At 66.0% G+C, this 12,533-nt stretch carries 10 protein-coding genes; all 10 read right to left on the reverse strand.

The features are described 5' to 3' along the window. Positions 1-192 precede the first annotated feature (192 nt). The 10 genes from CJ179_RS49710 to CJ179_RS49760 all read right to left on the reverse strand — a co-directional run bounded on the left by CJ179_RS49710 (position 193) and on the right by CJ179_RS49760 (position 12,247). Positions 193-1,317: a GAF domain-containing protein gene (locus CJ179_RS49710; RefSeq protein ID WP_143549089.1), complete on the reverse strand. Its 1,125-nt coding sequence runs from the start codon at positions 1,315-1,317 to the stop codon at positions 193-195. Positions 1,318-1,361: 44 nt separating this feature from the next. Continuing rightward, positions 1,362-2,189, reverse strand: a complete 828-nt coding sequence (locus CJ179_RS49720; protein ID WP_095866419.1) for an MBL fold metallo-hydrolase — start codon at positions 2,187-2,189, stop codon at positions 1,362-1,364. Positions 2,190-2,464: 275 nt separating this feature from the next. Next, the gene (locus CJ179_RS49725) at positions 2,465-3,031 is read right to left on the reverse strand and encodes a hypothetical protein (protein ID WP_054248308.1); all 567 of its coding nucleotides are present in this window, start codon (positions 3,029-3,031) and stop codon (positions 2,465-2,467) included. Positions 3,032-3,092: 61 nt separating this feature from the next. Further along, positions 3,093-3,680 (reverse strand): hypothetical protein, encoded by a 588-nt coding sequence (locus CJ179_RS49730; protein WP_095866420.1) that lies wholly within the window; start codon positions 3,678-3,680, stop codon positions 3,093-3,095. A 294-nt stretch (positions 3,681-3,974) separates the two neighbouring features. Continuing rightward, positions 3,975-5,522, reverse strand: coding sequence for a peptidoglycan DD-metalloendopeptidase family protein (locus CJ179_RS49735; RefSeq protein ID WP_095866421.1), 1,548 nt, complete (start codon positions 5,520-5,522; stop codon positions 3,975-3,977). Then, a complete protein-coding gene (locus tag CJ179_RS49740; protein ID WP_179377987.1) occupies positions 5,519-6,361 on the reverse strand; it encodes a hypothetical protein in 843 nt (280 codons plus the stop codon). Before CJ179_RS49740 ends, CJ179_RS49735 begins: the two co-directional genes overlap by 4 nt. Next, on the reverse strand, positions 6,361-8,448 hold the full coding sequence (locus CJ179_RS49745) for a hypothetical protein (RefSeq protein ID WP_257016429.1): 2,088 nt from the start codon (positions 8,446-8,448) through the stop codon (positions 6,361-6,363). The genes CJ179_RS49740 and CJ179_RS49745 overlap by 1 nt, the downstream gene beginning before the upstream one ends. Then, positions 8,445-11,483 (reverse strand): ATP-binding protein, encoded by a 3,039-nt coding sequence (locus CJ179_RS49750; protein ID WP_095866422.1) that lies wholly within the window; start codon positions 11,481-11,483, stop codon positions 8,445-8,447. Before CJ179_RS49750 ends, CJ179_RS49745 begins: the two co-directional genes overlap by 4 nt. Then, entirely contained in the window at positions 11,480-11,878 is a 399-nt protein-coding gene (locus CJ179_RS49755; RefSeq protein WP_095866423.1) for a hypothetical protein, read from the reverse strand. The genes CJ179_RS49750 and CJ179_RS49755 overlap by 4 nt, the downstream gene beginning before the upstream one ends. A 36-nt stretch (positions 11,879-11,914) precedes the next feature. Continuing rightward, a complete protein-coding gene (locus CJ179_RS49760; RefSeq protein WP_054248314.1) occupies positions 11,915-12,247 on the reverse strand; it encodes a hypothetical protein in 333 nt (110 codons plus the stop codon). Positions 12,248-12,533: the final 286 nt, after the last annotated feature.

Here is a 12,533-nt window from a genome sequence, read left to right on the forward strand (position 1 = left end):
CGTGTGCCACACGTTGTTTTGCCTCTTCTGAAGCCGACTACGACAAGCCTCAGGAAACTCCCGGGTGGGGAGCGCGGACATCAGATTAGCAGTCCGCAGGAACTCTGCAACCGAACGATCCGGGCGGTGTGTCGATCTCGCCCAGCACGCTGGGGCGGGCGAGATCGATTGCCGCTGTTATTGAATGGTGTACTACCAGCAGATCGGGCCGGTGCCGGGGCGTACCAGCACCATCGCTTGCACCACCGTTACACCGTGCTCGGCGCTGGCTGTAGCCACTCCGGTGATGGTCAACTCGGCGGGTGTCCACGCCTCTGACTCGGAGAACCGGACGAACAGCACCACGTCGAGGCTGAGGGCGTCGCCGTTCCGAAGTGATTCCCGGGCATGCAGAAATGCATCTCGGCTCTTCTCGTGGATCTCAGCGACCTCGGTGCGCCAGCGAGCGAGCGGTCCGGGAGGTGTGACATCCCATTCCAGGAACAGGCCCGTGATCAGCTCCAGGTATCCGATACCCATCGGCTCGGCAAGCGACTTCTCGATCGTCATGGCCTGGGTCTTGCTGTACTCGCGGTGGAAATCCCGCTTGGGGTGTGTCTCGTCGGAGAGGTCGTGGATGAGGCCGGCGATAGTCTTCCGGCCGCCGATCTCGCGGCCCCGGGTTGTCATGTGCACGCACCGTAGAACCTTGTCGTCGCCCTCCAGGCTGATCTCGGCCGCAAAAGGCTGGCTTGGTTCTATTTGGCCGTGGCCGATCTGGCCGACGTACACGGTGTAGGCGTCGCGCTTGTCGAAGGCGGTGAAGAAGCGCCAGATCTCGGGAAGGCTGCGGTTTGGCTGGGTGGTGTCGATACCGAGGATCTTCTCCTCAACGATAGGGGTGTGCTCGGACCGCATCGTGGCGAAATCCCACTCGAAGGTCCCGACAGTACGTGGAGGGGGCGGCGCCTCTCCGGCCGCTGCGATATATACCTGCACGCCAAAGATTTCCCCATTCGAAGACAGGATGGGAGCCGCATAAGATACCGCGGTTCGGTTCTGCGACAACCAAACCCGATCATGGAGTGGTTTACGGGCTTTGAGGACGGCGCTGATGGCCTTCTGTGCTGCCTCGCGGAGTTTGGCGGCGTCGCCACGGTTCGTCGCGACGCTCCAGCTCCTTTTCATCCGGCTCGCGAAGTCGCGCGCGAGACCGCCTTCGGAGACGACGCAAGGCTCCTGACCTGCATCGACACCGAGAGTTTCGAAAATTACCCAGCCCTGATTGCTGGTTTCCGGGGCGCCATTCTGTTGGCGGCCTTCGAGTACGTCTGTCACGTAAAACTCCCCTCCATCAACCTCAACCCTATGTAAGCGTTGGGTCAGGGGAAAATCGGGCTCTGTTCTGCGCGAAGCCGATCGAACAGAACCGCATCGTGCGCACAGAAGACGGACACTCGCTGTGAGGGTTCGTGCGCAAGTTTGCGGAGTTGCTGGTGATTTGCACGGACTTTCGCGGGAATTGAGGCCATAGTCAGCTCGATCGCACCCAGCATCGCGGCGCGACTTATTGGTGCAGATCGACTGGGGGAGAGTGCTGCTCGATGGTAGAAGGAATCCCCGGCGTGAAACAGCCAACCGCGGTTGTTGGTTCGGACTGCGACACCGGCATGGCCGATGGAATGTCCGGGCATCGGGACGAGCCACACGTCTTCGACTCCGAGGATCGGGTGTGCGACGGGAAGGCCGAGTAGCTCTTCTCCGGTCCCGTCGTACGTCTGGAACGAGGTGATCGCCTCGACGTGCGGGCGGCGATACCGGAGTCGCTCGGGTAGCCGGCGCCGCGCTCGCGCGGTGCGGAGTTCGGCGGCCGTCGTGTGCACCGTTGCGTGGGGAAAGTCGAGTGCGCCACCGATGTGGTCGTAGTCCAGGTGCGTCGCCACGATGTGACGTACGTCCGAGAGTTGGTAGCCGAGGGCTTCGATTTGATGTGCGGCCGTCTCCTCCACACGCAACGCCGGTCCGAGGGCCAGGGCGACGCGGCCGAGTCGACTTCTCGGCGAGGCGATATCTGATCGGCCGATTCCGCTGTCGACTAGGACCAAGCCGTCCTTTGTCTCGCAAAGTAGGACATGCGAGACCAGGGGACCGCTGGCGAGCGAATCGAAAGATCCGCAATTCAGATGATGGACACGTCGAACACCAGACATAGCTAGCACCACCGGGCAAATAGGCAGGTGTGACCAGGCACTGATCCATGCCGGCCGCCACATCCGGAACCGAAGTCGTCAAGAACCGGGAAACCTTCACACCTGAAGGCGCGACACTATCTTACGCATCAGTAAGGAGGGCGTCCGATCGGACGCTTGGTAAAGCTGCTGGCGGTGAAGTGCCCGGGTGCCGAGGTCGCGGTCTGGCGCCGCTCAATTGATGCTTTGAACTGCGTAGACGACACGTCCCCTCGGAAGGTGCGTTGCGTCGGCTCTTACTTCAGGCCGCAGCTGATGTGCATGTACATGTCGAAGTCCTCGTACGGGGAATTCACCATCCAGTGCGGCGGGGTGTCGGCGTCGACCTGGATCTCGACCTCTCCGACCGATGGCTTGTCCCAGGTAACGCCGAGTGGATACTGCTTCGTGCTGCCCTTCGGTCGTGTTCGGTTGACGGCCTCGATCGCCCCCGGGGATTCGGCGAAGTCGTGAGCTGGGTAGTTGAGGGTCTCGTTCTCGACCGTGATGGTCTGGGATCCGTGAGTGAGGGTGGCGTGCCACCCGTTCGGTGCGGTGATGTCGACGGTGAGATTGTCACCCTCGCCGTGGCACTGGACATCGACCTGGTCCGGGGCAGGAAGGGTCACGAGGTCGACGCCTTTGCGGTTGCCGACGCCGATGGCGATGTTGCCGTCCCAACCGTCGGATCCACCGGACGATTCGGCGGGCGTGACGGTGCCGGGCCGACCGTCATCGCTCGACGAGCCGGAGCATGCGGTCAGGGTGGCGGCGATCATGCTGGTGAGAGCGAGGCCGACGAGCGTGCGGCTGCGGTTGGACATCTGGTTCCCCTCCTGTTGCCGCAGGGCGGCGTTGTCGAACTCGGTGCGGTGACTACTGGTTTCAGTACCGGATGGTGTCGATGAGCCAGCTGTCCCCGGCCTTGGTGAGGGTGACCCAGACGGTGGTGTCAGGGGCGACGGGGACTGCGTTGTCACCGGTGATCGCGGTCTGATGGATGGTGGCGACTCGGTGAATGAGGGTATCGGTATCGGGCGGGCACCCGGAGCAGCCGATCATCACGTCGGCGACGACCTTCGAGTTCGCGGTGGCCCATTGTCCCCATTGCACGCCGGGTCCGCGTTCGGTCGTGACCGGGACGGCCACTTGCGATGCCAGGCTGTCGGTCAGCCACTGTCGAGCCCGGATGAAACCGTCATTGGGGGACTGGTCGGTGGCTGGGTACCAGGTGAACGCGACAGCCAGGGCCTGGCGGGCTGCCTCCTCCGCCGCCGCCGCGCCTGGCGCCGGTGTCGCAGCGGTCGGCGGAGGTACTGGAGCAACGGTGATCGACGGTGCAGGGGCGGACGGCGTCGACGTCTCTGCAGGCAAGGTTTGCGGATCTTCTCCGTTCGGCCGGCACGCATAGACGAGGACGGCGACCAGGGCGCCGAGGAGCACCACCACGGCCAGGAATCGATGCACGCTCATCTCGGTCCTCCTGCAGCAGTTGTAGGTTCTGGTCGCACTTTTCGGTGGATGGTTCCGCCACCAGTGGATTTGCTGAGGTTTCTTACCTTTGCGGCTGGGATTCTCACTGATTCTTCGCTTTCTTCGGCCATCGAGGCTGCTACCCGTTGGGCAAAGCCCCGACAGGTCCGGTCGCAGGCCGTTGAACTGGAGATTCCTCCGGACCGCCCAGAGCTGGCGCAGAGCGTCCGAAAAATTGATAAGAAGGACGAAAAGAAGAATGAGAACCTACAGCAGTTGCGGGCAGTCCACTCATCACATCACCCTCCGTGCCTTCATCCCGCTCATCTCTGGCGCTTCCTTCACGACGTCACCCGTGGTCGGGGCGTGGATCATGCGCCCACCACCCAGCGCGACGCCGACGTGACCCGGTCCGGAAGCGGCCCAGGATCCGAAGACGAGATCGCCCGGTTGGGCCTGATCGATCGGGATCTCGATGCCGACGGTCCACTGCTGCTCCGAGGTCCGCGGCAGTGTGACCTTGCCACCGCTGCCGGTGAAGATCGCGTAGCTGGTCAGTCCGGAGCAGTCGAAGCCACCACCTGACGGTCCGCCGGTGCTACCTCCACCCCAGACATAGGGGGTGCCGAGGTACTGCCGCGCGGCCGCAACGACCTGGCCGCCGTCCTTCGACCCATTCGGGACCAGGCGGCCGGTGGAGCTCAAGGATGTGTACTTGGCCTGACCGAGGACGATCTTCGCGACATAGTTCTGAGTCTCGGCATACGGGGGAATACCGCGGTACGACTGCACCGCACCGAAACCGGCGTTGTACGCGGCCAGCGACAGCTCGACCGGATCTCCCGTCACGGTGCCGGCCGCGAGCGCGGCGTTGACCTGGTCGTTGAGGGCGCACATGAAATGCCCCTGAGCCATGACGGCGTCGCCGATCGAATGGGGGTCGACCTTGCCGTCGCCGTCGTAGTCCTTGCCCCAGGTCGCCCAGGTTCCGGGCATGAACTGCGCGGGCCCGAGCGCACCCGACGGTGAGACCGGGGCGTTGGCGCCGTGCCGAAACTGATTCTCGGCGTAGAGCTGCGAGGACAGGATCGGGGGCCGAATGCCGGGGCAGATGCTGCCGGCCTTGCGGATCCACGGGTCGAATTCTGGCGGCACCGATCCGGCGGCCAGCTCACCACCACCGACGGTGCCGAAGCCCGCGCAGTCGATCGGCGATGTCGCGGCCGCGAGCTCAATGTTGTCCGAATCCGCGGCGGTATCGGTGGTCGTTGCGGCGCCGCCGAGCTTGGTCATCGGGTCGACGGCGGTGCCGCCTTGGAAGCGGCCGCCTTCCCAGTACTCGAAATGCAGGTGGGCGCCAGTGGACTCACCGTCGTTGCCGATGTTGGCAATGTGGTCACCGGCCTTGACCTGCTGTCCTTCACGGGCGATCAGCCCGTCGGCGAACATGTGCCCGTACACGGTAGAGACCGGTGTGTCGCCGACGAGGGAATCGACGACGATCCAGTGCCCGAATCCCGTGGCCGTACCGGAGCGGACCACGACGCCGTCGAGGGCGGCGTAGATCGGGGTACCAATTGCGCCGGCGAAGTCGACGCCCTTGTGCTCGGTACCCCACCGTGGCCCGAAACCGGAGGTGAACGTGGTGGTCCCGGCCTTCGTAGGCGCAGTGATCGGCCCGGACGCCCGCATCTGGCCACCAGTGCTCGGGTCGTGGTCGGCGGAGGTGGTCTTGCACCGATCGTGAGGAATGACTGGCTGAGGTGCGCACGCCGTTGTCCCGAGGACTGTGGTGGCCGCGGCCGCGAGGAGCAGCGCGGTCCCGCGCCGGCGCAGGGTCACAGGGCCCCCGGGATCGGCGTGTCAAGGTCGGGGATCGGGATAGGTCCGGGCACCGGCACAGGTGTCGGCTCGGAGTAGGACGAAGCCGGCGGTGACGGCTCGGAATCGGACGTAGCCGACGGTGTGGGCTCCGTCGCCGAAGTCGTCGCCGAGGTTGTCGTCGACGGTGCGGTGGTTGTGCGCGAGGCGGGCGCGGGGTCGCTCACCAGGGACGGGGAGGTACCGAGCTTGCCGACCTCGTCGCGGTCGAGGGTGGGAAAGGGGTTCTGGACCTGCCATTTCGTCCCGTTCGGGGACTCGGCCACCTGCACGGTCACGCGCAGGTCGCCGGCCTGGGTGGGGATGGTGACCTCGGCCCGCCGATCGTCACCGGTGCCGGTGACGATCTCGCTGGTCGTGGGTCCGGTGATCGCGACGGGCCCCTGGGGACGTGTGGCGACGATCGTGTCGCCGGGGGTGTCGGTGGTGTATCGGCCGAGCTTGGTCTTCCACTCGGTATTCGACTGGGAGATGTCGACGTAGCTGTGTGCGTAGGCCATCGCCGTGGCCGGCGCACTCTTCGCGACCGCGGCCGCGGTCTTGCCCGCGATGGCCGACTCGGTTACCTCGACGAGGTCGTAGGTGATCTCGTCCGACGGCGTCGCGGTGGTGGTGGTCGTCGAGTCGGTCGTTGCCGCTGTGGTCGGCGTACGTGTGGGCGCAGGGGGTTCCCCGAACACGGTGCCGGCGAGGAACAGGACTCCGAGGACGGCGGCCACGCTGATCGTGAGGTTGGTGCGCGAGTACAGCACCCACCGACGGATCGGGGCGAGGACCGGGTTGCCTGCGGGGCGGGCCATCAGCTGTACCTCTCGCTCGGGTGCGTCCGCACTTCGGGAGACAGGGACGGCTCGTACAGGCGGGCATTCGACCGAGGCGGAGTCGCATTGCCGGAGGCCGCCGACATGGCGGGCACCTTCTCGGGTGAGACGTCCTTGCGGGTCGGGGTGAAGACTTTCGTCGGGGCGATGGCCGAACCCGCTCCGCCGTCCCAGGTCTCACTGACTCGCGGAGCGCCACCGTGGCTCGCTCCGCCCCCGGAACGGCTGGCGCCACCGGCGCCGAGCGCACTCAGGACTGCGCTGCGGCCGCGGCCGCCGCGGGTGTGGCTGTTGTCCGGCTCGTGGTCGTCACCCTTGCCCGCCCCGGTGCGGATCTGGCTCTGGGAATCCTTGCGTGAGTCCGCCAGCCGCTGCAGGAGATCCATCTTCTTGCGGGCCGCGATGCGTGACTGATCGGCCTCGTGCCGGCGCCGTTGGTTGAGCTCGCGCCCCTCCGGACGGCTCGGGGCTGCCGAGTTGCCGCCGGCCTCGTTCTCGTCGGTGCCGCCGTCCTTGGTCTTCTTCCTCAGCGCCCCGACACCCTCCTCGACCATCGCCCCGGCCGGGCCGCCGACAACCGCGCTGGCCCCCTTGAAGAACTTCTGCTTCATCGAGGACTGCGCATGACGGGCTTTGCGGTTGAGAGCGCCGGCGCGGTTCTGGGTGAAGGTCTGCGAAACCCGCTTGAACGGCCGCATGATGAACCAGCACACCAACGTCAAGATCACCATGAACCACAGCCGCCACGACCCGTCGATCTGCCCGTCGTCGGTGACATACAACTTCACCAGGGCCAGCAAATAGAGCGCGACGATGACCGCACCGGCCACGCCCCACATGTAGGCGCTGGCGATCATCCTGCACACCCGCATCAACGTTCCCGCGTGAGCGGCTGCGAGCGGTACCCAGATCGGGGCGAACAGGATGGCCAGGCGAATCGCGAGCAGCGCAATCAGCTTCAGCACAGATGCACCGGTCCACAGGATGGACGGCATACCGACCTTGACCATCGCCATGAACCCGATGGCAAGGCGGCCGGAGTCCTTGCCCTGGAACGTGTAGTAGGACAATCCGTAGTCGTCACTGAGCGGCTGGACGATGTCCTCGCGAAAAGCCTTCTCCTTTTTGGCCTTCAGGTCGTTCTCGACACTGGAGTCCGGTGCATTCTCGATCTGCTGTTGTTCCTCGTAGGAGAACGCGAGCGCATCGCGCAGCTTGGGACCGAGCTGGTTCTCCTCATCGTCATAGTTCGGGCCGAACCAGCCCTTACGCCAGTCGTCGAGAAAGATGTCGTCGAGCAGCACGTCGCGGGGTCCTTTGCCGCCGCTGCCGGAGACCGACAGCATCTCGTTCTGTGTATCGGTGATCAGCGCCCCGAAGGTGTCATCGGCGAACCGGATTGCCTGCTGGGGTGCGCCGACCAGCAGCGCGCCGAGGGCGAGGGCTGCTCCGCCAACGGCCAGGGATTTCGTCACGCCGGCCGCGTTCGATTTGAGTGCGTGCCAAAGCATGATCACGCCGGCCACGGTCAGCCCGATACCGAGCCAGAGGCCGTAAATGCCGAGCATGCCGTTCGAGATCGAGGAGACGACCTCGTCGAACTGCTCCATTGCGGGCGCGATCCCGGCGTCTTCGGCGGCCTGACCGGTCTTGGTTTGATCGTCGAGCCAGAATGCGGCCGCGGCCAGGGACTTCCCGACCCCCAGGAAGATGTTGCCCCAATTGGTGTCGGTCACCGCTCCCGGGGCGCGCACCAGATCCGCGCCGCAACCGAGATCGTAGGTGTACCACTGCAGACCCGCCCACCCGTAGGTCGTGTATCCGGTGCCCCCGTTGTCGGGGCGGTCCGTGCTCGTCGCGTCGAAAACAGCGGGGAACGCACCCTTGGGGTACTCCGGGGCAGGCACCTCGTCGCACGCGAAACCGCTGGCCGCCGCGACGGGGGAGTTCGGGCCGACCAGCAATGGGGCCAGCACCAGCGCCAAGACGGCCAGAAGCCGCCCCAGCCGCCCAGCCAGCCGCCGATTCGAGGTCATCTCGTGCTTGGGGGACCACTGTGCGTTCATGCGGCACCTCCGAGGGCGTTCTTCGCGGTACTCGAGTTCAACGCGGCGAAGACGTGGGACAGGTGCACGTAGTGGACCCAGCTCGACCGGACCAGTTCGACGTCGTCGGCCATCCGCACCATCCACCGGCGGGCTTGATCCTGGTAGGAGGTGTCGGTGTCCTCGTCGAGGGTGTCCTCACCGCCGCTGCCGAGTTCGGCGAGGAAAGCCTCGAAGCCCTGCCCGGCAGGGAGTTTGAGGAGCTTGAGGGCCCCGTCGATGGCGTGCGGGTCACCGCCGACGTCGCCGACGAAAACTTCGTAGGTCAGGGCAGTTTTGTCGTCGGTGCCGTCGAGGCCGAGGAAGTCGTCGGGCAGCTGTGAGCAGACCAGGGCGCGGACCTTGAACTTGCGGGAGTCGCGGGCGATCCGAAGGTTCAGGGTGCGGCCGGCGCCGGTGGATTCGAGGTACTTGTTTTCGTCGAGGAACAGCACCTTGCGTACGTGCCTCGGCTTTTCGTAGACGAGCCGGTTCGCCAGCCACGCGGCCATGTGCATCAGTGGGGCGGTCATCCGCTGCTGCGGGGTCCACTGCGAGGAGGGAACGCCCTCGGGTGGCAGCTGCAGGCCGGGCATCGTGAGAATGGTGAGCCGGATGTCGGTGTCGAAGTCGTCCACGCCGCTGCCGACCGTGCCGGCTTCTGGGAAGAGCACCCGGGCTTCGGCGAGCCGGGACATCAACTCCAGCTGCTGATACACGCCACTGGCGCAGGTGCGCACGGCTTGGTCGGGATCATCCTTACCGATCGCCTTGATGGCGTCGAGGACTTCGCCCAGGTTGTGGTCGCGGTCCCCGCCGACGCGGTTGGCGGCCAGGTGCAGCACCGATTCGGTGTGCTCGAGATGCAGGTGCCGTTCGGTGAGCATCATCTTCAGCACCGACACGGCGACCTCGACTCGTTCGGCGGCCGCGGCGCGCATGTCCGCGTCGTATTTCGCCTGTCCCGCGGCGAACGGGTCGGCAACGCGCGCGAAGTCCGGATGGCGGGTGTCGTACTCGGGGTCGTCGCGGCGTGGGTCGATGATGACGCGGTAGGGGTTGAGTGCTCCGGGACGGGAGTCGCGGCCGGTGAGCGCGTAGACCCGGGCGATGTCCCGGAACTCGGGTAGGTTCGCCAGCTCCTTGAGCGGCCCCGAGGGGTCGAGGACGACACCGTAGGCGCCCGCGCGGACCGCCTGGTAGACGATCATCCCGGCCAGGAACGTCTTACCCGAACCGGGCACCGCGACGATGGGGGTGAGCCCGGATTTGTGCTTGATCTCGTGCGCGGCGAAGCAATCCCAAATCACGGGGCGCGGCGCGATCGACGAGGTCTCCCCGAGTACCACTCCGCGGCGGTCGCCGATCCGGTCACCGGCGGTGGCCATGCCTGCGGCGACGGCTTCGACGTCCATGTGCCGTGTGTGGGCGATGTTCGCCCGGGGCTCGCCGGGGATGAATTCGCGTAGTAGCTGGAACTGTCCGTGTTCCTGTTCGAGGGCGATGTGCGGCTTGTACATCTCCCGTAGACCGGCCACCTTCTTGCGGGCCTCGTCGGGGGTCGCTCCGACGACGGCGACCCGGTACCAACCGGAGGTGCGGGTGGAGAGCCCGGAGTGGTCCTCTTCGACGTCGGAGATGACGTCCTGGACGCGGGTGTGCTGCTCGGCCAGTTCCTTCGGCGGGACCTCGTCGTGTTCGACGGTGTAGTGGTCGAATTGGTTCTCGATTTTGCCGGTGAGCGAGCGCATGGTGCGGATGGTTTGTGCCTTGTCGTGCAGCTCGATCCGATCCGACCATTCCAGCGGTTCACCGGAGGGGTCGCCGATGACCTGCCAGGGCAGCATCCGCTCCGGGATCGGCAGCGGGGCCATGCGTCCGACGGTCAGGACGATGACCGCACCGGTGTAGCGGCGGCCCTCGACGACGCCGGAGACGGTGGTGTAGCCATCGCCGGGTGTCAGGGACAGGTCGGTGAGGTCTTCGAGGGCGGCGACATCGTCCTCTTCCCAGTCGCCGGCACCGGCGGCACCGCCGCCCGCAGCGAGCGGTAGGCCGATCGTCGCCGACCGGCGCAGCAGGTAGTCGACTGCAGTCGGTGATGCTGGGGCGGCGTTGACTCCGCGGCCGGCCATGATCCGTTCGAGTTCGGCGAGATGATCGGCGAGCGCCTTCTCCTCGCGTGCGAAGGCGTCGTCGGCCCAGCCAGTGATCAGGGACGAGAGGGTGCCCAGGAGCGGCCAGTTCGCGACGTAGCCGAGGGTGTTGGCGAGGTAGTCGAGCCCGATCCCGAGCACCGACCGCTGCGGCAGTTCGATGCCCCAGTAGCGGCCCTTGATCGTCGCGTTCGACCACAGCATCGCGTGCTGCTGCCCGCGCAGGTACTCCGCCCACGACAGCGCGCCCGGGACGTCGTCGATCGGGGCAGCCCACTGGTCGTGGTCCTTGGCCCACTGCTCGACCGGGAACGGGGTGCGCACCAGTCGCCGGTGCAGTCGCTCGACACCAGCCTGCTGCAGGTTGGTCAGCACCATCGCCTCGTCCCGGATGAAGCGCCGCTGCTTGCCGGTGGTGCGGAAGTTCCACGGCCCCTGCTTCTGCACGAACCACGCCGTCGACGTGCGTGAGGTGCGGGTGATGTGACCGGAGGTCCCGGTCAGCTGCAGCCGCACCGCCTTCCGGGCACGATCGGCGCGCTTCTTCGCCGCCGCCTTCTCGCGATCGGCGGGCGTCTTCCCGCGGCGCTTGGAGCGCTTGCGCCGGCGTTCGGGCGTGCGAGTGTCTTCGGCCAGGACGGCGGGGTCCTCTGCCCGGGGATCGACCTCCTCGGGCACCTCGGTGACCGGGTGCGGAGGGAACTCCACTTCCGACCACGCCCGCGGGCCCGGTTGTGGGGCCGGCGTCTGCCGTCCCGCCGCCCATGACGGCGGCAGCGCTCCTGGCGGGATCACCGGCACCGGGTCTTCGAGTTGAGGGTCGAACAGCGATGCGATGTCGTTGTCGTCGTAGGTGGTCATCGGTGTGAGTCCTCACCGTCGATACGGGCCGTGTCAGGTCGGGCGCCAGCGGTCAGCCGGTCGGGGAGGGTGACAGTGACCGTCTCCCCGGTCTTCGGGGGCCGTGGGGCATTGAGATCGTTGAAGGCAGCCTTGAACACCGACCGCAGGGGTCGGTCCGGGGTGACGTACTTGGCGATGTGGTGGGTGACGAAGACGGTCACCAGGGCCATCGTCAGCCACGACTTGTATCCGAGCGGCAGGTGCAGAACGGCGCGGGCGATCAAGAACACCACCGCGAACACCGCTACACCGACGAGTCCGGCGGTGTACCGAATCCGCACCGGCAGGGTGTATCCCGTCGGGCCCAGATAGTGGCGGTCCACCCGATACAGCAGGTCGTCGTTGTTGATCACCTATCGCCCCTTCCTCTGTGGGAACAACTCGCGTGGTCAGGCGCCGGGGTTGAGGCCGATGAGGCCGAGGAACCAGTTGCCGACACCGGCGGCCGCCGTCTCGGAGTTGGCGATGCCGAGAAATGCCAGACCCACCACCGTCAACCCACCGACCGTGAACACCTTCGACAGGTTTCCCTTCAGGCCACCGATCAGGACGACGCAGGCGATGACGGCCAGGATGGTGAAGACGACGTTGTCGCCGATCCAGTCTCGAAGGTTCCTGGTGTTGACGTCCGCCTCCTGGGCAAGGGTCACGACACCGGGTACGGCCGAGGGGTGAGCTGCCGTGTTTGACAAGTCGACGACGGTGGAAGCGATAGCGAACATGATGCCTCTCCAACAGGTTGCGAACCGATACCACGAATGTGGTTGCGCGAGACCGTAGGAGAAGTGACCGAAAGTTCTCAACCAGCCTTGTGGATAACTTTGTCCCAGCCATCGACACCAGGGCCCGGGCCAGGTGGAACCGCCCGCCGGAGACCGGTCCGAAACGGGCCCACCCAGGCCGTCGGCAAGGCCGGTCGGGCAACAGCCTCCGCCGAGTGGACGAGGACACCCGCACCGGGACGGCAGATTGTCACGGCTAGCCCTCGTCCTCAGAGCCCGTGTGATG

This window comes from Rhodococcus sp. ACS1 (assembly GCF_002300155.1).
Taxonomy (GTDB): Bacteria; Actinomycetota; Actinomycetes; order Mycobacteriales; family Mycobacteriaceae; genus Rhodococcus_F; species Rhodococcus_F koreensis.